The organism is Nostoc sp. PA-18-2419 (assembly GCF_005869855.1).
Classification (GTDB): Bacteria; Cyanobacteriota; Cyanobacteriia; order Cyanobacteriales; family Nostocaceae; genus Nostoc.
The window spans coordinates 1-23689 of the sequence record NZ_SZNH01000003.1 but is presented as its reverse complement, the minus strand read 5'-3'; the positions used below and the strand labels follow the sequence as shown (position 1 = coordinate 23689).

16 protein-coding genes and 1 pseudogene are annotated in these 23689 nt (G+C 38.0%); 9 read left to right on the top strand and 8 right to left on the bottom strand.

What is annotated here, in order from left to right; translation table 11 throughout:
* Positions 1-905: 905 nt before the first annotated feature.
* Positions 906-1154: pseudogene (locus tag FCR06_RS34745) on the top strand (hypothetical protein); the annotation flags it as partial.
* The gene (locus FCR06_RS03935) at positions 1145-7153 is read left to right on the top strand and encodes an amino acid adenylation domain-containing protein (RefSeq protein ID WP_138497554.1); all 6009 of its coding nucleotides are present in this window, start codon (positions 1145-1147) and stop codon (positions 7151-7153) included. The pseudogene FCR06_RS34745 and the gene FCR06_RS03935, both read left to right, overlap by 10 nt.
* A gap of 118 nt (positions 7154-7271) precedes the next feature.
* Here FCR06_RS03935 and FCR06_RS03930 read toward each other — a convergent pair whose 3' ends face one another.
* From FCR06_RS03930 to rsmI, 3 genes are all read right to left on the bottom strand, one after another.
* Positions 7272-8759 carry an ArnT family glycosyltransferase gene (locus FCR06_RS03930; protein WP_138497553.1) on the bottom strand — a complete coding sequence of 496 codons (1488 nt, stop codon included), beginning with the start codon at positions 8757-8759 and terminating at the stop codon, positions 7272-7274.
* Positions 8760-8833: 74 nt separating this feature from the next.
* On the bottom strand, positions 8834-10141 hold the full coding sequence (locus tag FCR06_RS03925; RefSeq protein ID WP_138497552.1) for a mannosyltransferase family protein: 1308 nt from the start codon (positions 10139-10141) through the stop codon (positions 8834-8836).
* An 81-nt stretch (positions 10142-10222) separates the two neighbouring features.
* Positions 10223-11089, bottom strand: a complete 867-nt coding sequence (gene rsmI, locus FCR06_RS03920) for a 16S rRNA (cytidine(1402)-2'-O)-methyltransferase (protein WP_138497551.1) — start codon at positions 11087-11089, stop codon at positions 10223-10225.
* Positions 11090-11194: 105 nt separating this feature from the next.
* Here rsmI and FCR06_RS03915 point away from each other — a divergent pair, with 105 nt between their 5' ends.
* From FCR06_RS03915 to rpsU, 4 genes are all read left to right on the top strand, one after another.
* Complete coding sequence (locus FCR06_RS03915; RefSeq protein WP_138497550.1) at positions 11195-12061, top strand: sugar kinase; 867 nt, start codon at positions 11195-11197, stop codon at positions 12059-12061.
* A 62-nt stretch (positions 12062-12123) separates the two neighbouring features.
* Complete coding sequence (locus FCR06_RS03910; protein WP_138497549.1) at positions 12124-12984, top strand: 3'(2'),5'-bisphosphate nucleotidase CysQ; 861 nt, start codon at positions 12124-12126, stop codon at positions 12982-12984.
* 388 nt (positions 12985-13372) lie between these two features.
* Positions 13373-13681 (top strand): RNA recognition motif domain-containing protein, encoded by a 309-nt coding sequence (locus FCR06_RS03905; protein WP_138497548.1) that lies wholly within the window; start codon positions 13373-13375, stop codon positions 13679-13681.
* Between the two features lie 120 nt (positions 13682-13801).
* Positions 13802-13996 carry a 30S ribosomal protein S21 gene (rpsU, locus tag FCR06_RS03900; protein WP_073645277.1) on the top strand — a complete coding sequence of 65 codons (195 nt, stop codon included), beginning with the start codon at positions 13802-13804 and terminating at the stop codon, positions 13994-13996.
* A 449-nt stretch (positions 13997-14445) separates the two neighbouring features.
* On the opposite strand, the gene FCR06_RS03895 is transcribed toward rpsU, so the two are convergent.
* The 3 genes from FCR06_RS03895 to FCR06_RS03885 all read right to left on the bottom strand — a co-directional run bounded on the left by FCR06_RS03895 (position 14446) and on the right by FCR06_RS03885 (position 17167).
* Complete coding sequence (locus tag FCR06_RS03895; protein ID WP_138497844.1) at positions 14446-15693, bottom strand: NAD(P)/FAD-dependent oxidoreductase; 1248 nt, start codon at positions 15691-15693, stop codon at positions 14446-14448.
* A 52-nt stretch (positions 15694-15745) separates the two neighbouring features.
* Complete coding sequence (rd, locus tag FCR06_RS03890) at positions 15746-15910, bottom strand: rubredoxin (RefSeq protein ID WP_138497547.1); 165 nt, start codon at positions 15908-15910, stop codon at positions 15746-15748.
* A gap of 171 nt (positions 15911-16081) precedes the next feature.
* Entirely contained in the window at positions 16082-17167 is a 1086-nt protein-coding gene (locus FCR06_RS03885) for an AI-2E family transporter (RefSeq protein WP_138497546.1), read from the bottom strand.
* A gap of 127 nt (positions 17168-17294) precedes the next feature.
* Between FCR06_RS03885 and pdxH the strand changes: the two genes are divergently transcribed.
* Positions 17295-17939 (top strand): pyridoxamine 5'-phosphate oxidase, encoded by a 645-nt coding sequence (pdxH, locus tag FCR06_RS03880; protein WP_138497545.1) that lies wholly within the window; start codon positions 17295-17297, stop codon positions 17937-17939.
* A 102-nt stretch (positions 17940-18041) separates the two neighbouring features.
* Here pdxH and FCR06_RS03875 read toward each other — a convergent pair whose 3' ends face one another.
* Both FCR06_RS03875 and FCR06_RS03870 read right to left on the bottom strand, forming a co-directional pair.
* Positions 18042-18665 carry an FMN-dependent NADH-azoreductase gene (locus FCR06_RS03875; RefSeq protein ID WP_138497544.1) on the bottom strand — a complete coding sequence of 208 codons (624 nt, stop codon included), beginning with the start codon at positions 18663-18665 and terminating at the stop codon, positions 18042-18044.
* A gap of 340 nt (positions 18666-19005) precedes the next feature.
* The gene (locus tag FCR06_RS03870; RefSeq protein WP_138497543.1) at positions 19006-19884 is read right to left on the bottom strand and encodes a DUF3153 domain-containing protein; all 879 of its coding nucleotides are present in this window, start codon (positions 19882-19884) and stop codon (positions 19006-19008) included.
* A gap of 414 nt (positions 19885-20298) precedes the next feature.
* Here FCR06_RS03870 and FCR06_RS03865 point away from each other — a divergent pair, with 414 nt between their 5' ends.
* A complete protein-coding gene (locus tag FCR06_RS03865) occupies positions 20299-21750 on the top strand; it encodes a lipopolysaccharide biosynthesis protein (protein ID WP_138497542.1) in 1452 nt (483 codons plus the stop codon).
* A gap of 544 nt (positions 21751-22294) precedes the next feature.
* A complete protein-coding gene (locus tag FCR06_RS03860; RefSeq protein WP_223280032.1) occupies positions 22295-23374 on the top strand; it encodes a glycosyltransferase family 4 protein in 1080 nt (359 codons plus the stop codon).
* The last annotated feature ends 315 nt before the right edge of the window (positions 23375-23689 follow it).

Genomic DNA, 23689 nt, shown 5'->3' with positions numbered 1-23689 from the left:
TGTAGCATGTCTAGCTAAACTAATTTAGTTTTGCTAAAAAGCTTCTCCGTTTTTTCACGCGTCATTTATAGTAAGTTAAAAAAAGTTACAGACACAACATATAACAAAATACGTCAAAAATGTTATTTTTTTTTACAAAAATTTACATTTTTTGGAAAATTTTGTTACAATAACAATAGTTTTTGGACATCTTAAGTACAAAATTGCTCCTAGAGTTATTTCTTAATCGAGTAACCTTGGACTAAGAAATAACTATTATGAAATGAGCGTTTTCTCAGGCTAAATACATCAAGCAATACGCCTGTATTACAAAAATAATAAAATTATTCTGCAAACATACAGATCTAAAAATTATTTTTAATCCCTTCGAGTTGTAAAAAAGATACTTGAAATTTATAGATATTTTTATATTTATATGACAGAGATTTTTGCTCCTTTACTTAGAGACTCAACTATTTTTACAATTTTTTTTGTTCCGACTGGACTCTAGACTGAATTTAATTTCATTTATGATAAACTACGGGCTTACGCTATGAAATCTATTTTCAAAAATTCTACTTATTTTGCGTAGTGAAGGCAACGATTGATATCAATACTTTACAGTAATTTTACATATAAATAAATACGATGAAGATTCGGTAATAATTATTTTTTGTCTCTGCAAATTTATATAAAATAAATATTGAGATATTTGCCATAATAGAAAAAAGCAAATATTAATTTACTAACTAAGAAGTAAAGCACTTGTTTATACTTAGTCTATTGAATTTATTTAATTATTAATCTGATTATAAATTTTAAGTAATAAGGTGAAATTCTAATAATTTACACATTAATATAATGTAATTGATGTGAAATATAAAAATATGTAATTTTTAGTAAAAAAGTATAAAAAGAATTCTGGGCTAGATAAGCAAAACTTTCGATCACTCAGCAATTATACACCATTGCTGCTGATTCAAGCGATCGCTAAAGCCGTTTTCGCCTTCATGAGAGTCTGGATAAGCTATATAGAAGCTTACTTAAAGTGCTTTGATGATAAATTTACAGATAAAAGAAAGTTAAAAAATCCTCAGCAAACATTGGCTTTAGCAGAAAGATCAAGTGGAACCACAGACTTTAGTGAGTTATTGATATATAGAAAATGCAAATAAATAGTAATACTTCAGAATATAAAGAAAATATTCCATTAGATAGCTTAACTCACATCCTTGGCACTGAAGTTGCATATGAATCGAGTAATATTCAGCCATTTGCTCAGAATCTATGCATTCATCAAATGTTTGAAATGCAAGTAGACCGATCGCCCCAAGCAATTGCTGTAGTATTTGAAGACATACAACTTACATATCAACAGTTGAATCAACAGGCAAATCAGCTAGCGTACTATCTACGTACTTTAGGCGTTGGACCGGAAGTACTTGTGGGTATTTGTCTAGAGCGCTCCTTGGAGATGATTGTAGGACTGTTGGGAATTCTCAAAGCTGGAGGCGCTTATGTGCCTTTAGATCCATCATATCCAAAAGAGCGTTTAGCTTTCATCTTGGAAGATACACAAACACCAGTGTTGTTAACCCAAGAGAAATTGATTAAGAACCTACCACTGCATCAAGCGCAAATAATTTGTCTAGACTTGTTTTTGGAGGAAAACGCTGAAAATAATCAAGATAATCCTGTAAACCAGACAACACTTGATAATCTAATCTACGTAATTTACACATCTGGTTCTACAGGACAGCCCAAGGGTGTAACGATTCCTCACTCTGGAATCTGCAATCAATTGTATTGGCGGCAAACAACCTTTGGTTTAACTCAGACAGACAAAGTTTTATTAACAATTTCTTTTAGTTTTGACCCCTCAGTGTGGCAGATATTCTGGCCATTGTGCTTTGGGGGGCAATTAATTATGGCTCGCCCTGGTGGACATCAAGACGCTGCTTATCTTGTAAAAGTGATTACCGAGCAGCAAATCACTGTTTTAGCCTTAGTACCCTCAATACTGCGTGTTTTATTAGAAGAAAAGGGAATTGAAAATTGCCAATTTCTCAGGCACGTTACCTGCGGTGGTGAAGCTTTACCTGGCGAACTAATACAGCGGTTCTTTGCCCAATTGAATTTAGATAATGTTCTACACAATTGTTATGGACCGACAGAAGCTTCCATTGATACCACTTTCTGGACTTGCCAGCGTGAAACTAATTATATCATTGCTCCCATTGGTCACCCTATTGCTAATGCACTAGTTTACATCCTTGATGAAAACTTACAGCCTGTGCTTGTTGGTGAATCAGGTGAACTGTATATTGGTGGTATTGGTCTAGCGCGGGGTTATCTTAACCGTCCAGAACTAACTAAACAGAAGTTTATACCCAACCCCTTCAACTTTTTGTTAGGCAATACTGGTGAGGATTTAGAATCTTGTAAAAATATTGAATCTGAAAACAAATTTCAAAATTTAAAATCAGCCCGCCTTTATAAAACGGGAGACTTAGCACGTTACAACAGCGATGGTAATATCGAGTTCCTTGGTCGCATTGACCACCAGGTAAAGATTCGCGGCTTTCGGATTGAATTGGGAGAAATTGAAGCTGTACTCAGTCAACATCCAGCATTGACGCAGACTTTAGTCATCGTCAGAGAGGATGTTCCTGGCGACAAAGGACTTGTGGCATATATCGTTGCTAGTTCAGAGCAAATTCCGACTCAGGTTGAATTACGACAGTTTTTGCAAGGTCGGCTGCCAGAATACATGATACCTAGCTACTTTGTACTTTTGGACACCTTACCATTAAACCCCAATGGGAAAATAGACCGTCGCGCTTTACCTGCACCAGATATATCCGATCTTGATTTATCGACTAACTTTGTTCTACCTCAGAATCCTACAGAAAAAGTTTTAGCTAACATCTGGGCAAAAGTTCTGCGTCTGGAACAAATAGGTATCCACAACAATTTTTTTGAATTAGGAGGGCATTCACTGCTGGCTACTCAAGTCATGTCTCGAGTTCGCCAAGCTTTCGGGATAGAAATACCTTTGCAACTTTTGTTTGAGAATCCCACGATCGCTAACTTAGCTCAAGCGCTCGCTCAAAACCAAATTTTAGAAAATAATCCCCAAAACCAAATCATTCCCGAAATAGCCAGCCAAAAATCAGCCCCATTATCTTTTGCTCAGCAGCGAGTCTGGTTTTTGCAGCAGTTGGAACCCAATAGCCGAGCATATATTATCTCGGATGCACAGCGCTTGACTGGTGAATTAAATATCGGTGTATTGCAACAGGCACTAGATGCGATCGTTGTTCATCACCAAGCACTGCGAACAAACTTTATTAAATCAGTTGATGGTAGCCCCATACAAGTAATCGCTACACCTCGACCAGTCGAACTCAAGATTATTAAACTCACACAGGAGCAAGCGCAATGTCTCCTCAATCAAGAAGCGCAAAGCCCCTTCAACTTAGAATCTGACTTGATGCTGCGAGCTAGCTTGCTGCAAATAAACCAAACAGAGCAAATACTTTTGTTGGTCATGCACCACATTGCCTCAGATGGCTGGTCGATGGGCATTCTCTGGCAGCAATTAGCAGCAGTTTATGAAGCTTTTTTAAACGGCAAGCCATCCCCGTTAGCAAAATTACCGATTCAGTATCCCGATTTTGCTGTTTGGCAGCGTCAATGGTTATCGGGTGAAGTCCTCTTAAGCCAAATCAACTACTGGAAAACCCAGTTAGCAGGTGCTAATACTGTACTGGAATTGCCCACTGACCGACCACGGCCACCAATCCAAACTTACCAAGGGGCGGCTCAATCTTTAATGCTACCCCAAAGCTTGAGTGCGTCTCTGACAGAACTCTCCCGTCAGGAAGGTGTCACTTTATTCATGACCTTGCTGGCAGCCTTTGGAGCAATACTGCATCGCTACAGTGGGCAAGAAGATATTCTCATTGGTTCTCCGATTGCTGGACGTAACCGTTCTGAAATTGAAGGATTGATTGGATTTTTTATTAACACTGTGGTTTTAAGGACTGATTTTTCTGGCAGCCCTAGTTTTCGTTCAGTGCTGAGTCGAGTCCGCCAGATGGCATTGGGTGCTTATGCCCATCAAGATATGCCCTTTGAAAAACTGGTGGAAGAACTGCAACCAGAACGAGATACCAGCCGCAACCCACTATTTCAAGTATGGTTCAATATGCTCAACTTAAAGGACATCCAATTGGAAATACCTGGAGTGGCTGTAGAACCAGTGTCAATGTTAGAAACAGCTTCTAAGTTTGACTTAACTTTGTATGTTACAGAGCAAAACCAAGGAATCAAACTTGATTTAGTCTACAATACCGATTTATTTACTCGAGAGCGGATGATGGAAATGCTCGAACAATTCCATTATTTGCTCAAGCAGATTGTTGCTGCTCCAGACAGACAAATCAATTTGTATTCTCTTGTCACACCACAAGCCCGATTTTTGCTGCCAGAACCAAGTGCAGTGTTGCCAGAACCAGAGTACGAATTGGTAACAACAATGTTTACCTCTTGGGTAAACTCGATTCCAGAACATTCAGCAGTTGGTCAAGGATCTCGCAGTTGGAATTATGAGGAATTAGCCAAAATAGCTCAAGCCTTAGCACAGGTTTTATTATCCCAGGGAGTCCAACAGGGAGATGTGGTAGCCGTGTTTGGGACGCGAAGCTTTGGGCTGATTGCAAGTATGGTGAGCGTACTTTTGAGTGGCGGTGTGCTGTTGACACTCGATCCGAAACTACCTAGCGAGCGCCACCAACTTATGCTACAAGAAGCTAAAGCTAAATACATATTATATATAGATAGTCAGGATCAAGCAGATAGGGGTATAGCTGAATCTTTAATCTGTATTTGTGTAAATCCAGATACAGGAGAAATTTTAAATTCATCTAAGGGCAATAATCAAACCGTCAACTTACCCCAAATCACTGGTGAGGATGCAGCTTATATTTTCTTTACTTCCGGCACCACAGGTGTACCAAAAGGAGTGCTGGGATGTCACAAAGGAATGGCACATTTTCTTAACTGGCAACGACAGACATTTAAAATTGGTCAGCAAGACCGTGTTGCCCAATTAACAAATCTTTCCTTTGATGTCGTCCTGAGAGATATTTTCTTACCTTTGATTAGTGGTGCAACCCTGTGTTTACCAGAGGAAGGGGATAATTTAGAACCGAGTAGAATTTTGCCTTACTTAGAACACGAGCAAATTTCTGTGCTGCACACAGTTCCTTCCTTGGCACAATCTTGGTTAGGTAATGTACCCTCAGGAGTTTTTCTACGTAACTTACGCTGGTTATTTTTTGCTGGAGAACCTCTTAAAGAAACACTTGTACTTCGGTGGCGAGATGCTTTCCCAGAATCAGGAGAGATTGTGAATCTTTATGGCCCGACAGAGACAACTTTAGCCAAATGTTATTACCGAGTACCTGTTGAGTGTACACCTGGGGTACAGCCAGTAGGATCGCCATTACCACAAACCCAAGCACTGGTTTTCACACCAAATCATCAACTGTGTGGCATTGGTGAACCAGGGGAAATTGTTATCCGAACTCCATTCCGGAGTTTGGGCTACATCAATGCCCAGCAAGAAAACCGTTCTCGGTTTGTTCAAAATCCCTTTGGGAATAACGAACAAGATTGGATTTATTATACAGGCGATCGCGGTAGCTATCGTCCAGATGGTTTTCTAGAAATTCTCGGTCGCCAAGATTATCAAGTCAAAATCCGTGGGATACGCATTGAACCAGGAGAAATTGAGACGGTATTAGCCCAACACCCAAATGTACTTCAGACTGTAGTAGTTGCCCGTGAAGATGTTCCTGGCGATCAACGTTTAGTAGCTTACATTATCCCAAATCAAGACTCAGTAACTACAATTAGTGAAATCCGGCGCTTCCTCTCGACAAAGCTGCCACAGTACATGCTACCTTCAGCTTTCGTCTTGCTGGACACCATGCCCCTAACTCCTAACGGCAAGGTAAACCGCCGCGCTCTACCTGCACCTGATTTATCAAGGCAAGAGCCAGAAGGAACTTTTGTTGCTCCCCGCAATCAAGTGGAATGTCAGCTAACAGAAATTTGGGAACAACTTTTAGGCGTCCAGCCGATTGGCGTTCAAGATAACTTTTTTGAACTAGGAGGACACTCTCTACTAGCAGTAAAACTATTTTGGCAAATTGAGAAGACATTTAATAAAAATCTACCGCTTGCCATTCTTTTCCAGTCAAGTACTGTAGAGGCTTTGGCCAAAATAATTTGCCAACAAGAAGATTTAGCAACAAAGATGGGTTCAGTAGAGGATAAATCAACAACTACTTGGTCATCCCTGGTAGCAATTCAACCCAATGGTTCCAAGCCACCTTTTTTCTGTATTCACGGACTAGGTGGAGAAGTCTTGTGTTTTCGTGAATTGGCACTACATCTCGGCTTAGAACAACCATTTTACGGACTACAACCACGGGGGCTGGATGGAAAACACCCTCTCGATACTAGTGTTGAAGATATGGCTGCACACTACATTCAAGAAATTAAGACCCTTCAACCGAATGGCCCTTATTTTCTCGGAGGTTATTCTTTTGGAGGTGCAGTTGCCTTCGAGATGGCTCGACAGCTCCACGAACAAGGTGAAGAAATTGGTATTTTAATTATCCTTGATAGTTGTCGTCCTGGTTATAGCAAGCGATCGCCATTTTTCAAACGAATGTTCTTGCATTTAAATAAAATAGCTCAACAAGGGCCTATGTACCTTTGGCAAACGGTCATGAGATGGAGCTATTGGAAGAAGTCACGTTTCCAAAATAAATATAAACGTTACTTAGAAGTAGCACTTAATTTACCTGAAACTGACAAACATTTAGAGATTATAGATAGTAACACTCAAGCTATTAGTAAATATATTTACCCAATTTATTCTGGTCGAGCTATCCTCTTGCGAACTGAGGATCGGAATCGAGACGAAGCTATAGGTACACAATACGATCCTCAATTCGGTTGGGGTGACTTATTTGCTGGAGGATTAGATATTCATTACGTTCCTGGATCTCACCTTTCTCTATTTGGTGAACCCCACGTACAGGTGTTAGCCGAGATATTGAAAAATTGCTTAATTCAAGCGCAGTCTCCAAAAAATTAAGTTTATTACCTGCTGACTGTCAACATCACTAGTTAACAAACCTCAAATAATAACGCTGAGACAGCCTTTTTTAATATAATTACAGTTTCAGCTTTTTAACTTTTTTAAATTATCGAACTCATGATAATTTAGCAATAAAGTTCATACTATCTTTGAGAAGATTCGGATGTTGATTGAGAAAATTATGGACTTTTCGTTTTTGATCATCATCTACAAAAAAATTATAACTCTCCACAAAATTTAAACTTCCCACCAGATATTTAGCTCCTAAGTTGGTTCTAGATAAGATAAATTTCTCAGTCACATCGCTATGATTAATTAGCCAACCTTTTCGATGTGACAAATAAAGTAATGTGGGGTCACTACCAGTAGTGGCAATTATTAGTGACTCAGATTCAGTATTTTGTTTTACTTGTTGTGCTAGTTGAAAAACAGCCGATTTATCTATTCTTTCTTTTAACATATAATCAATAGTATAAATAGTACAACTAGCAGCTAAAGTTAGGTATAAGCACAATATTATAGCTTTTTTATAATTCACTTGCTTAATAGTTTTATCCAAGTATTGATTACAAGCTTTTCCCATGAATATTACTCCAGGAAGCATAAATTGGAGTTGATAATATTCATGAACTAAACTAGTAATAGGTACTAAAATCCAAGTTAATATTACTGAAAATAACCAAACATCTAAAACATATTCTCGTCTAGTTTTTCTAGAAATGAACAATCCTAATAAAAAGATGACAAAGCCAAAAATAGCAAAATGTCTAATAGCAGTTCTAAATAATATTTCTGTCCAAAAATGTAAAGTTAGTACAATATTGTAGTTATATCTATTTGTTGAGCCTGACCAAAAACCGAAAGTATTACCATACTCTAAAAGTAGCTGGTGAGCATGGTAGTACCATATAACTAGAGATACTAATATTAATATGCTATAAATCCATAGAGATATTTGAAGAAAAACTTTAATACCAAATTTAGTCCATGCTAAGTAAAAAATTGGAATTCCTAAATATATTATTGGTAAAACTTTGATTAGGCAAGCCAAGGCTACAAAGATTCCTGATATAATTAATTCTTTCCATTCTTCTGAGTCCAACCAATGAATAAAATAGTAAATACCAATAATTGAACACATTAAAAGCATCGCTTCTGGCTGAAAAGTTCTACTATAATAAACATTCAAAGGTAAACTTATAAAAAATAAGCAAGACCAAAATGCAACTTTTTTATTTAATATTTTAATAACTAGTTGATAGAGGAAGTAAAGAGCTACTAAAAAACAAATAATTGATGTTAATCTTCCCCAAAATTCTGAAACTCCAAAAATTTTATAAATAAGAGCGACGATAAATGAATAAATTGGAAACTCTGTTTCGCAATAACCTAGTGAATTACCTCCCCAATCAATTTGAGGATAAAAGAAGTTAAAACCATTCTCATAAAAATTTCTAGCTATCGCTGCTGTGTCTGACTGACGCCATGAATGAATACCGATAATTGGCGAATTAATATTGTAAATTCTGAGAACTATAGCTAAAATTATTAAGAAAAGTATAGGCAAGTCTTGAGATTTGTTTTTAATAATATTAATTTGCATATATTTATATCAAGTAATATCCTCAATCCTAACTAAAAATAGATTTTAAAAAAATTACAATGCCTTTTCTTCAATTATCCTACCCAATGGTTATTGCCCCAACGATACCATTGTTCGACTAATCCTAAGCTAGAAACTAAGATACATCCGTAAAGAAATTCTCGTGTTTTTGGAGTATCAAGGTGGTCTGCCATCATACCAAAAGCAATAAAAAAGAAAGGCGTTGCAAAAACAAATCTTGCTAAGCTGTAGAGATAACCCGAAGCCGCTAAAAATCCAATAGCTGCATTAGCTATACAAATGAATAAGCAAAAAAAGAATACATAATTTGTTTGTAGTTGGACAATAGTTTGAGTTACAGATTGAGGAGTAATTTTACCAGCTTTGGCTAACTGCCAAGAACGAATAAAATAAATCAAAATCGCTATGGGAGGATAAAAAAGGGTTATCCATAATAGAGGATGTTTAGGTGTATATAGCAAAAATTCCTTGCGTTTGGCATGAAAGTAAATAAGGATAATTGCTAGGAATAATACAAGAAATGGAAAGTACAGGCCGTGTAAATCATTTAACAGGGATCTGGGAAACAGCAGAAATAATGGTCGTAGCTGAAGAGTTCTTCCCCACTCTATCTGAGCTTGAAAGGGAGCCAAAAAGTTGCCTGTTGATAATAAACAATAAATGCCATAAATCGAATAACCTACGACAGCACATATAGCAATTAATCCAGTTGGGATAATATATTTTTTCCACTGCCTAATTTGGGAAGAAGTTTCAAATTTTAAATGACTTCCTAAAACTACGCAAAGGAGTGCAGAAAATGAAGCAAACAGAAGTTGTACTAAACTCGGTCGAGACACAGACATTAAAATCACGGATATGGCTAAAATGCTATTCCAAAGCACAGAAGTTGGAAATAACAGAGCTACTACACTAATAATTGCCCAAAGCGAGAATAAGCTTTCAGTGTAGCCAATACTATGGAAAATAGAATTAGGATTAAGAACGTAAAGTATGAGAATGATAAAGCTCAGGCTTTCTGATTTAATTACTTTTCGTAAAACAAATAAAATGATAGGCAGTGATAAAACAAAGAGGATGTTACAGAGGATAAAAGCATACCGAAGGCCAACGACGGGATTATCTGGAGCAAATAAATGATTTATTTGAGACCAAAGTGGATAGAAGGCTTGACAACGAGGATTTAAACCCAGATTGACGTAATGAATTGCATCCCAATATTGAAACTCTTTTCCCTCTTGTACTGCTAATTTTGCAATTCCATTCGGTGAAAGCAGGATACCTATACTACTGCAAACAACATAAAACAGGAGAGCAAGAAGAATTTGCTTCAAAAATGAAAAAGAAAATAAGCTTTTCATGTGAAATTTGGCAATTAAAGCCCGAACACTTGATTGATAATGGTACTATTTCGCATATATGATATTACCTTTTTTATATATTTAAATATTAGAATCCAAGTCTACGATTAAAGAAAGAGCTAATTGATAGAGTTGGCGGCGGGGAAGAGAAGTAACTTTTGCTAATTGACGGCTAGCTTGCGATCGCGATATTCCTTGATTAATTAATTGTTTCAATTCAGCTTTTAATTCCTCTTGTGTTAGTTGGGGCTGACTTGGTAAAATTCCTGCAACAATTAAGGTATATTCACCTTGGGGTTCTCGTTGGCTGTAATCCATGATCGCCTCGGCAGTTGTTCCCCGCCAAAATTCCTCATACAATTTAGTTAACTCACGTCCTAGCACGATTTGGCGATCGCTTCCCAAAACCTCTGCTAAGTCTTGTAAAGTGTCTCGCAAGCGGTGGGGCGATTCGTAGAAAATCAATGTGCGAGATTCTGTTTGCAGAGATTCTAAATATTCTCGTCGCTGTTGACTTTTTGCGGGGAGAAAACCTTCAAACACAAATCGATCCGTTGGTAGTCCAGCTGCACTCAAAGCGGTTATTGCGGCACTAGCGCCAGGAATCGGCACTACAGGAATCTTTGCGGCAATACAGGCTTTCACCAATTCATATCCAGGATCGGATATTCCTGGCATTCCAGCATCACTGACCAGTGCGATCGCTTTATTATTAGCCAAATATTCTAATAATTCTGGAATCCGACTGGTACGATTATGTTCATGGTAACTTACTTGGGGTGTCTTAATTTCAAAATACTGTAGCAATTTCCCTGTGTGACGCGTGTCTTCCGCAGCAATCAGATCCACAGTTTGTAAAATTCGCACAGCCCGAAAGGTCATATCTTCTAAGTTGCCAATTGGTGTGCCGACGACGTAAAGTGTTCCTGGTTTGGGATCGGTTTGCATGAGCAAAAAGTTAGAAATTTAGAGTTAGTAGTAGAGACGCGATTAATCGCGTCTGTTAATAGTTAGAAGTTAGGACAAATAATTCATACACTACTACGAACACAAATGACTAATCTATATCGTGGGTTATTTGTAGGTTTAGTAACCTTGGATTTGATTTATCTGGCTGACTCTCCCCCGAAGAATAATCAAAAAATTGTTGCTTGTGACTATAGTGTCGCAGCAGGCGGGCCAGCTACAAACGCAGCTGTAACTTTCAGCTATTTAGGTAATCAGGCTACAGTTTTAGGTGTGGTGGGTTCTCATCCGATGACACAACTAATTCGAGGTGATTTGGCAAATTATCAAGTAGCGATCGCCGATTTAGAGCCTACCACCGATTTAGCACCGCCTGTTTCTTCGATTATTGTCACCCAAACCACAGGGCAACGAGCAGTGGTTTCAATCAATGCTGTGAAAACTCAAGCCAGTAGCGGATCTATCCCAGCTAACATTTTAGAAAATGTTGCCATAGTACTAATTGATGGACATCAGATGGCGGTTGGTTACTCCATAGCCCGAATGGCAAAAGCGCAGAATATTCCAGTAGTTATCGATGGCGGTAGTTGGAAACCTGGATTTGAACAAATTCTACCATTTGTAGATTACGCCATCTGTTCGGCTAATTTTTATCCTCCTAACTGTCAGAATTTAGAAGAGGTTTTTGCTTATTTGAGCAAATTTGATATTTCTCATATCGCCGTTACTCACGGAGAAAAACCAATTGAATACTTAAGTTGCAATAAAACTGGTATTGTGGATGTGCCCCAAATTCAAGCCGTTGATACCTTAGCCGCTGGAGATATTTTTCATGGTGGCTTGTGTCATTACATTTTAAGGGAAAGTTTTATCGATGCACTGGTACTAGCAGCAAATATCGCTGCTGATTCCTGTCAATTTTTTGGTACTCGACGCTGGATGGATTTTACGTAGAGACGCGCAGCTAGTCTGACCCTACTCAGGTTACATGTTTTAAATTAGACCAGGCTAAATTAATGAAAGACTTACAAGAAATATTAGCGATCGCTCGTCAGGTAGGTTGGGAAGCAGCTGATATACTGCGATCGTATTATCACGGCACTGGTAAAGATTCTAATTTAGCAGTACAGTACAAACAAGATGAACCTGTTACTATTGCCGATGTAGCTGTCAGCCAATATATTTTAGAAAAGCTGCAAGCAAATTTGGGTGATGAAGATTTTATCTACATCAGCGAAGAAACTTATCAAGCCTTAAGTAAGTCTGCACAGCCGTCTACTCCTTGGGTATGGATTATTGACCCTTTGGATGGTACACGGGGCTTTATCGAAAAAACTGGGGAGTATGCCATTCACATTGCTTTAGTCAAGGAAACACGCCCAGTATTAGCAGTGGTGGCAGTCCCAGAAGCACAAAAGTTGTATTATGCCACAAAAGGCGGGGGTACATTTAGAGAAACGCGTGATAGTTGTGTTCGTTTACAAGTGTCCTCAGATAAACCAGTTGAGGATTTAACCTTGGTTGTGAGTCGTTCTCACCGTAACCAACGTTTAAATTATTTACTGCAAAACTTGCCGTGTCAAAATCAAAAAGCTGTTGGCAGTGTCGGATGTAAAATTGCCACAATTGTCGAACAACAGGCAGAAATCTACATTTCTCTCTCCGGCAAATCTGCTCCCAAAGACTGGGATATCGCAGCCCCAGAACTGATTTTAACCGAAGCTGGAGGTAAATTTACTCACTTTGATGGTACAGCTTTGGAATACAACACTGATGATATTAATCAGTGGGGAGGTTTGCTGGCTAGTAACAGTGAATATCACCATGTCCTATGTACGCAAGCCGAAAGGATTTTAGCCCAATTCAAAGATAGCTAAAACTGCTTAGGGTATTTGAAAATAAATATTTTCTAATTCCTAACACAGTTATTTATGGTAAAATTAACTCCACTAGTAAATAATCGTTAAGGCATAGTGCATATCTGAATATCTAAAAGACTGAGTTATTTGAGCGATCGCCAGTTTATACTGATTGATTTTTCAGATTGAAACTATCATAGTGAAAGCAACAAAAGCATTTTATTTGAAGGGCTGCAAGCTTGCCCCAAAGCTTTTATTGGAAATAAAATTCAGCACGAGTCCATATTCAAAGGCTGTGCTACACTTATCCATATAAGGATTATGTTCGGTTGAGTAACTCGTTTTGATTTCTAAAAAGCGTCTCTCCGAATTTAACTCTCTACACTCCCTAAATTCGGAGACTCTTATGTCAATTTACATTGGTAACCTGTCCTATCAGGTTACGGAAGAAGACCTAAAACAGGCTTTTGCAGAATACGGAACAGTAGCGCGTGTTCAATTACCCACAGATAGAGAAACGGGTAAGCCGCGTGGGTTCGCTTTTGTGGAAATGAAAACAGATGCAGAAGAACAAGCTGCGATTGACGCACTTGATGGTGCTGAATGGATGGGACGTGATTTGAGAGTAAACAAAGCTAAACCTCGTGAGGAAAGAAACAATTCCCCTCGTGGTAGCTGGGGTGGCGGCAATGCCCGTCGCAACCGAAACTACTAAATCGATTCCTAAAATCACATCTAGAGTCTCCAGCAGAAAAAGCCAAAGGCTCAACTCTGCTGGAATATTTTATTTTGTATCTAGTTCCGAATTATTTATCCACATTCAGGAGGAATCAGAATGACACAAGTAGTCCTAGGGGAGAATGAAGGTATTGAATCGGCCTTACGGAGATTTAAACGGGAAGTTTCTAAAGCAGGAATTTTCCAAGATATGAGAAAGAAACGTCACTTCGAGACGCCAATAGAAAAAGAAAAACGTAAAGCAATTGCTAGGCACAAGCAACGTCGTAAACAAAATTCTCGTTTTAGATAAGAATGAAGAGCAATTTTGCTCTTGGATTTGACATTTAGTCAGTATCTCTTCATCGTGGCAATACTAGTATGAAAAAGAGAGTAAGATATATTCCTTTTTTATACTACGCTGTGGAATTTTCTCACGAGCGACTGTCTTGAAAATTGGAAAAAAGGGTTTAGCATTGCTAAACTCTTTTAAAATTTAGCAACCAAAAGATTTTTAGAGGCTTATTGTGTAATAGTCAATTAAGATCAAAATATCTCTGTATCAGAAACTAACTATTTATAAACTAAATCTTAAGGTAATAGTGTGGCAAGGCTAATGCTATTATCCACCACTATTTACATGGTGCGTAAGCTGCTTTATCATCTTTTTGGTGACAAATTATCTAAAAATATGCGCCTAACACACCTTACGGTAATTTAATTTTTACTTTGTAAATCATCTCTGAGAGGATCGATTAATTTTCAACTGGAGTAATACTTAGTTCCTATCGAGTTACCAGCTAAATACGCAGTTGTCCAAGCACTTTGAAAGTTAAAACCACCAGTTACACCATCAATATCTAAAACTTCTCCAGCAAAATAAAGACCGGGAACTAATTTACTTTCCATTGTTTTAAAGTTTAGTTCTTTGAGATTAACACCGCCACAAGTAACAAATTCTTCTTTGAAAACTCCTTTACCACTGATTAAATATTCTCCCTGAGTGAGTTCTTGCACCAACTGATTTAAAGTTTTATTAGATATTCCTGCCCAACGGTCTTCTATGCTAATGCCTGCACGGGCAATGATATATTGCCAAAGACGATGGGGTAGGTCAACACCACGATGCAATGCAATCGCTTTTTTTGCCCATTCATTCTTGATTGCTAAAATTTGTTGTCGTACTTGTTCTTGTGGCAAATGAGGCAGCCAATTAATTAATAATGTTGCTTGATAGCGACTTTCGTGGAGAATTCTTGCACCCCAAGCAGAAAGCTTCAAAACAGCGGGGCCACTCAAACCCCAATGGGTAATTAGTAATGGGCCAGTTTGTTGTAATTGGGATTTTGTACCTATAGATAGCCGCAATTGTACGGAGTCAACACTAATTCCAGCCAGATCTCTCAGCTTTTGGTCGAGAATGTTAAAGGTAAATAAAGAAGGAACGGGTGGCTCAATTTTATGCCCTAACTCTCTAGCAATTTTATAACCTACCAAGTTACTGCCACTAGCAAGAAGTAAACGATCGCATTTAATTATCTCTCCCGACTTCAGCAGGATATTAAATCCCCCGTCTTGGGAAGTGTGTTTCACCGAAGTTACAGGTGTAGCGATACGAAGTTTGACTCCAGATGTCGCTGCCGCTTTAATCAGACATTCCACAATCGTTTCTGAAGTATTGGTAACAGGAAATATCCGGCCATCGGCTTCAGTTTTTAAATAAACTCCGTGGTTAGCAAACCAAGCTACTGTATCTTGAGGTTGAAACCGAGTAAAAGCACCCCGCAAGGCTTTTGCACCTCTGGGGTAATTTTGTACTAATTCCCCAGGATCGAAGCAAGCGTGAGTAACGTTACAGCGTCCGCCACCAGAAATTAGCACTTTTGCTAGGGGTTGGCGACTAGCTTCGAGTAAAGTAACTTGGGCATCGGGATTGACTTTAGCACAAGCGATCGCACCAAAAAAACCCGCTGCCCCACCGCCAATAACTACAATTTGTAACGGTAGCAATTTCAAAAATATCTCTTTTTGAGCATCTACTCTCTAGGCTAGCTGTTATCTTCTACTCATCATAAGGTTCAAAGTCTGATTTTTGGGCACCACAAGTGGGACATGACCAATCATTTGATATATCTTCAAAAGGTGTTCCTGCTGATATACCGCTGTCTTCGTCACCTTGTTCTGGATCGTATAGATAGCCGCAAACAGTACATATATACTTTTGCATTTTCTATTCTCCTAATAAATTATTGTCATTGCTTGACTATTAAATACCTTGAGAACAAAGTTACAATAAGCACGCCACAATTCTTAAATTAACGTTGTAAATTTAGTGTAATTATTCTGTCTGCGTACCGACTAACACCAAACCAACGGTATTGGCGTGCATTGTCAAGATTTAATCAAGCGGCGACTTATAAGGAATAGTCACTGTCGATCCAACTTCAGCAGATTTGCCGCTTTTGATAGCATCAAAAGTGCCTTTAATGGTACCAGCAATTGGAACAGCAACAACTGTCCCGAATAATCCGGCAATATCATACCCCATTAAAATAGCAACAAAAATCCAAATAGGATTCAGTCCGATAAAGTTGCCGAGTAATCTAGGAGCCAATAGATTATCTTTAAGCTGCTGCATAACAATTGCAGCTAAAGCAACTTGAACTGCTAACCACCAATTTTGCAATAATACCAAAATTGTCACTAGACCGATGCCCAGAGAGGCTCCAATAAAGGGAATCAGTTCTGAGATTCCAATTAATATGGCAAACAACAGAGCAAAAGGCACCTTTATGATTAAGAAAATTGGCGTTAAGGTTACTATCATGAATAGTCCCAACAACAACTGGCTGAGGAAGAAGTTTTGGAAATTTAGCCGCAAGGATGTAGTCAGGGGATCTCCTATACTAGAGGGCAAAAGATTCACCAGACCATACCAGACGCGCTCGCCATATAAAAGCATATAAAAGGCCAGCACTACTATTAGTACTAGGTCAAGTAATCCTGACAAAAGCGTCCCTGCAAATCCTACTGCACCAGAAGCTAGCTGTTGCACTAAATTCTGAATGTTGGCATTAATTTGATTGCTCACAACCCTCAAATCAATTGGCAAACGTCTTTGTTTGGCAAGTGCTTCAAACTGCTCTAGGTTTGTTTGACTGGCAGTTAACCAATCGGGAATCTTGTTTAATAATTGGATCGTTTGGTCAATCAGCATCGGTACTAATGTTACCCCCAGGATTACCAAAATGGTCAAAGTGGCAAGCAGGACAACAATTACCGCCTGAGTGCGAGTAATCAGAGCGCGTTCAAAGAACTTAACCGCGTAATTTAGTAAAAAAGCCAAAATTGCTGCAATACTCAAAATGCTAATTGGATGCTGGAAATATTGAAAAAACACGGACAGCAACCAGATATTGAGAGCGATCAGCGGACCGCTCAAACCATAGATTAAGACACGTTTAAGGGAAGCGGAACGGCGCATCTAATGCAATCTGCTTTCAAGACTTCTAGAGATAAATTGTAAAACTAGTGTTGATGCCGATCGCGATCGTAGATATTTTTAACAAAGATATTTATTAGCCTATCTGATAGCTAGGAGGCAAATTAGAATGGACAAAACCATAGGCGACCTTCGCAAGGATTATACCTTACAAGGTTTAAGCGAACTCGAAGTTGACCTCAATCCTTTTATTCAATTTAAAAAGTGGTTTGATCAAGCACTATCAGCGCAACTTCCCGAAGCCAATGCCATGACCGTTGCCACTGCCACGCCAGATGGTAAGCCTTCAGCTAGAATGGTGCTGCTCAAAGATTTCGACCAACGGGGCTTTACCTTCTTCACCAACTATAACAGTCACAAAGGACAAGAACTGGCTGAAAATCCGCAGGCGGCTTTAGTTTTCTGGTGGGCAGAACTGCAACGTCAAGTGCGGATTAGTGGCTATGTGGAGAAAGTTTCTGAAACCGAGTCTGATTTGTATTTTCAGAGTCGTCCTGTTAACAGTCGCTTGGGTGCGTGGGTATCTAATCAAAGCGAAGCGATTGAAAGTCGAGAAATTCTTGAGCGGCGCTTCCAAGAGTTTAAGAACCAATATGAAAATCAACAGATCCCCCGGCCACCTCATTGGGGAGGCTTACGAGTGATCCCTACAGAAATTGAATTTTGGCAAGGGCGTCCTAGCCGTCTTCACGATCGCTTACTCTATACCCATTTAAATAATGGCACTTGGAAAATTGAGCGGTTATCGCCATAAAAAAGACGCACTGACGCCGGGAATGGGAGACACGGGGATGGAGTGAGGGGGTGAGAATTTCTGATGTGTCTTTGTGTCAGAGTGTCCCCGTGTCCCTTTTACTTACCACTGAGTGATTAAATCTTGAATCACTGCTCGTGCTTGTGATAGAGATTGGGTACGGCTATCATCACCCTCATCTAAACTATTAGCGTTAATAAATAGAATGTCAGTAACTCCAATAAAGGCAAAAATTGCCCGCAGGTATGGTTCTTGGAAGTCATAGGCAACTAAAGGAGATGTAGCGCTAAAGTCACCGCCGCGAGCAGTGATGAAGACTGCCTTTTTACCCTCGACTAAGCCTTTATAACTGCCTTGAGCATCTACAGCAAAAGTTCTGTTAGGGCGAACGATTTGGTCGATGTAAGCCTTAAAAGTGGAAGGTACATTAAAGTTGTACATTGGCACTCCAAAGACGTAGCGATCCGCAGCTAAAAACTCATCAACTAAGTCGTCTGAAATCTGAATCGCTTCAGCTAATTCTGGAGTGTGGCTTTCTGGTGGTGAAAATGCAGCTGCAATCCAAGGTTCATCAACGTGAGGAACTGGGTGATGCCCTAAATCTCGATAGGCGATCACATCTTCAGGATGCCCCGCTTTCCAAGCACTGATGAATTGCTTAGATAGTTCTCTGGAGTGTGATCTTTCAGTACGGGGACTGGAATCAATATGTAAGATGTTTACCACAAAATATCTCCTTGTTGCCTGGGATTTACTACTTTTGAGGCTAAATTTCAAACCATTACTTCAGATACTAAAAGTAATTAATTACTAAAATAAAGTAGTTTCTAAAAAGTAACTATAGGACTTTTATTTGATTGCGTCAAAAAACTTGCCCTCAACAGGAAAAGACTGATTCTTTACTCCTTGTAGCCCATCTATACTACTTGTATAAGTTGGAAAATCAAAATCATTTACTATATCTACATTTTTGACAATATATATTTATCAAAAAATTAGTATTAGTAAAAAAGCCGATGTATTCTCCATCGGCTAAACTCACAGTATTAAATAGATGAGTTATCTACTACTCTTGGATCGCTGCTGCTTTAGGAGAAAACTGAATCCTAGGGTCTGGCATAAAATTGTATCTTAAGTACAATCCTCCCCAAACAAACAAGATAATTAATAATGCACCGATCCCCAGAGGACTAGGAAGCCAAAAAACAGCTTCTATATGATTTAACTGACCAGTTTTAAGTTTCCAGAGCAGTTGATTGCCAATCTTTTCTGGCTCGATCGCAGTTTCAGTTTGGGAAATATTTTTCGCTCCCCAAGGAGTTTTTAAGGCGAATTCTAAATCCAGAATTGAACCAGCGTTAGCTAGGACATTACCTTTATTGGAAATTAGAGACAGCGATCGCAAATCCAAATCATAAATCAACCGATTTTGTATTAACAGTAAAAAATTGTTCTGCTCCAAAATTACGTTTGATTCAATTTTTGGTAGTTCGGAGTCAGATTGGTTTTGCACAGGCTCAGCAGATTGATTAGCATGAGAGTTAAAAAATTCGTTGAACTTTTCTTGCAATTCCCTACCATTGCTAAAAGGAATTGTCACAATGATTTCTTCTTGAGAAACTCGTTGTGCTTTTCCCTCAAGTTTCCGGGCACGGCGCTCTATGCTGTTTAACCATTCGTATACAGAATCGCCACTAAAACTGGTTAGCTGCTCTCCTAACTTAATATGTTGTACTAGTTCGCCACTATTTGAGTTGTCAAAGTTAAGCCCTACATCGTATTTAACACAGCCAGTCAATAATAGGGATGTTAACAGCACTAGCCAGAGAATAGGATTTCGTATGGGAAAGACGCGGTTCATTCGATTTCGACCATTCAGTGTCAATAAAAAACTAAATGGTCTGATTAACCACAAGAAAATCTGTCTGAAAATGGAAGAATTCATAACTATAAGTCTCTCCAAAAGTCAAACTTTTTAACCAATCTTGACTTTTACCTCAACACAAGGCAATCTGGTTTAAAGGTTTCCACACCAGTTTCTATAATTTTGAGAAAGTTCGCAATAGATTAGTAAAGTTTATTCAATACCTACAAATTTACAAAAGGTAGTATAATCTTTAAAGAATATATACTTAAATTTAAAAAACTATTTTTCTGAAGATTACATCAATCACTTAACTAATAATATTTTACTTTCTCGTTTTTGGATTAAAAAATTTGGATAATAACTAACACAATATAGAAAAATTTAGTTATATCACAAGAGCATCGAAGTATAGTTGCAAACCAAACAGACGATTTAAACATACACAAAAAGCTACATTCATTATAATAGCTTATCTCAGGGGTTAACTCTGTAATGCAATCAGGTAAAGATTCATCAAATTTACGACAAAAAGCTGTTAAGGGAGTATTTTGGTCTGCTCTAGACAGTTGGGGACGTCAAGTTATTGCCCTTGGTATTTTCTTCATATTGGCACGCTTGCTAGGACCAGAAACTTTTGGTCTAGTTGCTCTATCTACCATATTTTTGAATTTTTTGCAAATTTTTCTTGATCAAGGTCTGTCCCAAGCAATTGTGCAACGTCAAGAGATAGAAAAAGAACATTTAGATACTGCCTTTTGGACTAATTTAGGAGTTAGTGGACTGGCAGCAATATTAAGTATTGCTTGTGCTGGATTGATTGGTGATTTATTCAAAGAGCCACAGATTACGCCAATAATCCGCTATTTATCTCTAGGCTTTTTAATCAGTGGTTTTAGTAGTGTTCAAGAAGCAATTTTTCAACGAAAATTAGCTTTCAAATCCCTTGCTATACGCTCATTGGTAGCAGTAATTATTGGCGGAATAGTCGGTGTAACTATGGCGTTTATGGGATTTGGAGTTTGGAGCCTTGTCGGTCAGCAATTAACCAATAGCTTTGCACAAGTTTTAGTACTTTGGTGGGTAAGTGACTGGCGTCCAGGATTCAGATTTTCCTCACAACACTTCAAAGAATTATTTGCCTTTGGAGTGAATGTAATGGGGATGAATTTATTTAACTTTTTAAACCGCCGTTCTGACGATTTTTTAATCGGCTATTTTCTGGGTTCTACTGCATTAGGGTATTACAGTGTTGCCTATCGTTTGCTGCTGAATTTAACACAATTACTAACTGTTATTGTTTCAAAAGTTTCTCTTACTACATTTTCAAAATTACAAGAAGAACCCGAAAGATTACGTAGCGCACTTTATAAAGGAATCCAACTTACAAGTTTAATTACTTTCCCTGGGTTCATGGGCACGGTAATATTAGCGCCTGAAATAGTATTGGTTATCTTTGGAGAAAAGTGGTCACCAAGTATTCCAGTAATGCAAGTTTTGAATCTTATGGGTATTATTTATGCTTATTTTTATTTCAATGCCCCTGTAATCATGGCTGTTGGAAAACCTTTTTGGAAATTGGCTTTAGATTTTGTACAAGCCGTCTGTAATGTTATTGTCTTCGCTCTCTCAGTTAAATGGGGAATTGTTGCTGTTGCAGCAGCTTACGTTCTCAGAAGTTATTTAATGGCACCCCTCGATATTTGGGTAGTTTGGAAGTTGATTCACATTGATGTACGAACTTATCTGCGCCAAGGTTCTATCCCTCTAGTAGGAACAATAATTATGCTGATTGCTATTTTTATTGTTAAATATTTTTTGAGTACATTAATCAGTTCTTCTGCGCTACTAGTTCTTTGTATTTTTGTAGGTATTATAGTATACGTATTGTCAATTTTCCTGATTGCACCAAAACTATTTTGGCAGGTAGTAAATATTGCCCGTTAAGGCAGCAAATATAGGATTTGTAAGCTTCATGCTCAGCTAACAGTTAACCCAAAACTGCTGCCCTGAAAAGTTAGTAATGCGATAAACAAAGCTCTGCCTCCTGATTCGACTGGAGACAGAGCTTCCGTTTAACAGAAGTTTTTTATCCAAAACGGCTGACCAGAGGATATTGCCTTTAGGTTTTGTAGCTGATGTGTAAGTCCTATTATACTGGCGTAATTTGTTAGCGCTCGCCTACAAAAAAAGCACCAGTAGCAACAAGTCAAACAAAGAACTGACATTGAGTTGCAGCTTTAAGTATGGTAAAAAAACTTCTTATAACTCTTGACTTTTAATTTACAAACAGTCACAAAATTTACATCTTTTTGACACAACATTGACAAATTATTTATGTATGGTTTAGCAACTTTAAGTATGGTGAAAAAACTTCTTATAACTGTTGACTTTTAATTTATAACCAGTCGTAAAGTTTACATCTTCTTGACACAACATTGACAAATTACTTATGTAGAGTTTAAACGACTTATAAAATGTGAAATGAAAAATGGAAAATATAAAATCGATTTTTCTACCTAAAGCATTTGTCGAGGGAAACCCCTACATAACACAGCTAACTAATAATTTAGAAACAGTAGGTATTGAATTGGCACTCCCAAGCCTTTCATCTTCAACAACCTTCTTTTTCCCCTTAGTATTTTTACGTGAGAAGGCAGATTTTGTACATTTGCATTGGTTAGATCCATTCTTCACATACCCAAATCAATTTAATCTACTTAAATTATTAATAGTTGTATTTCAGCTAGTTTTACTAAAATTATTTGGGATAAAAATTGTTTGGACTGTACATAATCTTAAGAATCATGAAAGCATAAACTTTATTTATGATCGGATATATAGTATTGTGATAGGTGAATTATCTAATGCTATTATTACTCATTGTCAAGTAGCAAAAGAACAGGTTGTAAAAGAGTTTTATATCAGGAATAAACAGAAAGTCTTTGTTGTTCCACATGGTAATTACATAGACTTTTACGAAAATAAAATTGAAAAGGCAACTGCCCGAGAAAAATTAGGTTTAAAAGACTCTAATCTTGTTTTTCTCTTCCTTGGTTCGATTCGTCCCTACAAAGGAGTATTTGAACTTATAGATACATTCAATCAACTAGATAGTGACACAATCCAACTAGTCATTGCTGGCAGAGTTCACAACGATAGTCAGGAAATCACAGATATACTTAGGCAGAAGATTGTCAACGATCAAAGAATCAAGTTTTTTCCAGGCTTCGTTCCAAATGATGAAGTTCAACTTTACATGAATGCTTGTGATGTAGTTATTTTTCCTTACCGAGAGATTTTGACATCAGGTGCAGTACTTTTAGCAATGTCCTTCGGTAAAGCCTGTATAGCACCACGCGAAGGTTGCATTGGAGATGTACTTGACAATGCAGGGGCATTTTTATATGAGATGGATGATGAAAATGGCTTAACGAAAGCTATGAATTCTGCTTTAGATAAGCACCATGAACTATTTATTATGGGACGGCATAACCTCCAGTTAGCTGAAGAGTATAATTGGAAACACATTGCTAAGATGACAGCAGATGTATATCGTTATTGTTTATAAAAATTAATAATTTTGGTCTGAAGGGGTGACAAAGGGGCTGAAACAAAGCAAATAAAAGAGCGTGACCGTTTTGAGGTAAAAAAAGATAGGTCAGGTATTCTCAACAAGACCTATCAAATGATAATGTTACCTAAATTCTACCAAACTTGCTTTGAAAATGTACTGACACCTACGCAGTACAAGATGCTAGAAATCTTGCTGATGCTATTGCAATTTCATAAAACTGTGACAATTGAGAAGCTAGCAACAGTATTTCCGCAACCCATAAGATTTGAAAGTCGGCGAAGGAGTATTCAAAGATTTTTACTACTACCC

Bases quoted from the DNA above. Each gene is read 5' to 3' on its own strand.
- FCR06_RS03935 (WP_138497554.1), top strand. From the start codon at position 1,145: ATGCAAATAAATAGTAATACTTCAGAATATAAAGAAAATATTCCATTA.
- FCR06_RS03930 (WP_138497553.1), bottom strand. From the start codon at position 8,759: ATGCAAATTAATATTATTAAAAACAAATCTCAAGACTTGCCTATACTT.
- FCR06_RS03925 (WP_138497552.1), bottom strand. From the start codon at position 10,141: ATGAAAAGCTTATTTTCTTTTTCATTTTTGAAGCAAATTCTTCTTGCT.
- rsmI (WP_138497551.1), bottom strand. From the start codon at position 11,089: ATGCAAACCGATCCCAAACCAGGAACACTTTACGTCGTCGGCACACCA.
- FCR06_RS03915 (WP_138497550.1), top strand. From the start codon at position 11,195: ATGACTAATCTATATCGTGGGTTATTTGTAGGTTTAGTAACCTTGGAT.
- FCR06_RS03910 (WP_138497549.1), top strand. From the start codon at position 12,124: ATGAAAGACTTACAAGAAATATTAGCGATCGCTCGTCAGGTAGGTTGG.
- FCR06_RS03905 (WP_138497548.1), top strand. From the start codon at position 13,373: ATGTCAATTTACATTGGTAACCTGTCCTATCAGGTTACGGAAGAAGAC.
- rpsU (WP_073645277.1), top strand. From the start codon at position 13,802: ATGACACAAGTAGTCCTAGGGGAGAATGAAGGTATTGAATCGGCCTTA.
- rd (WP_138497547.1), bottom strand. From the start codon at position 15,910: ATGCAAAAGTATATATGTACTGTTTGCGGCTATCTATACGATCCAGAA.
- FCR06_RS03885 (WP_138497546.1), bottom strand. From the start codon at position 17,167: ATGCGCCGTTCCGCTTCCCTTAAACGTGTCTTAATCTATGGTTTGAGC.
- pdxH (WP_138497545.1), top strand. From the start codon at position 17,295: ATGGACAAAACCATAGGCGACCTTCGCAAGGATTATACCTTACAAGGT.
- FCR06_RS03870 (WP_138497543.1), bottom strand. From the start codon at position 19,884: ATGAATTCTTCCATTTTCAGACAGATTTTCTTGTGGTTAATCAGACCA.
- FCR06_RS03865 (WP_138497542.1), top strand. From the start codon at position 20,299: ATGCAATCAGGTAAAGATTCATCAAATTTACGACAAAAAGCTGTTAAG.
- FCR06_RS03860 (WP_223280032.1), top strand. From the start codon at position 22,295: ATGGAAAATATAAAATCGATTTTTCTACCTAAAGCATTTGTCGAGGGA.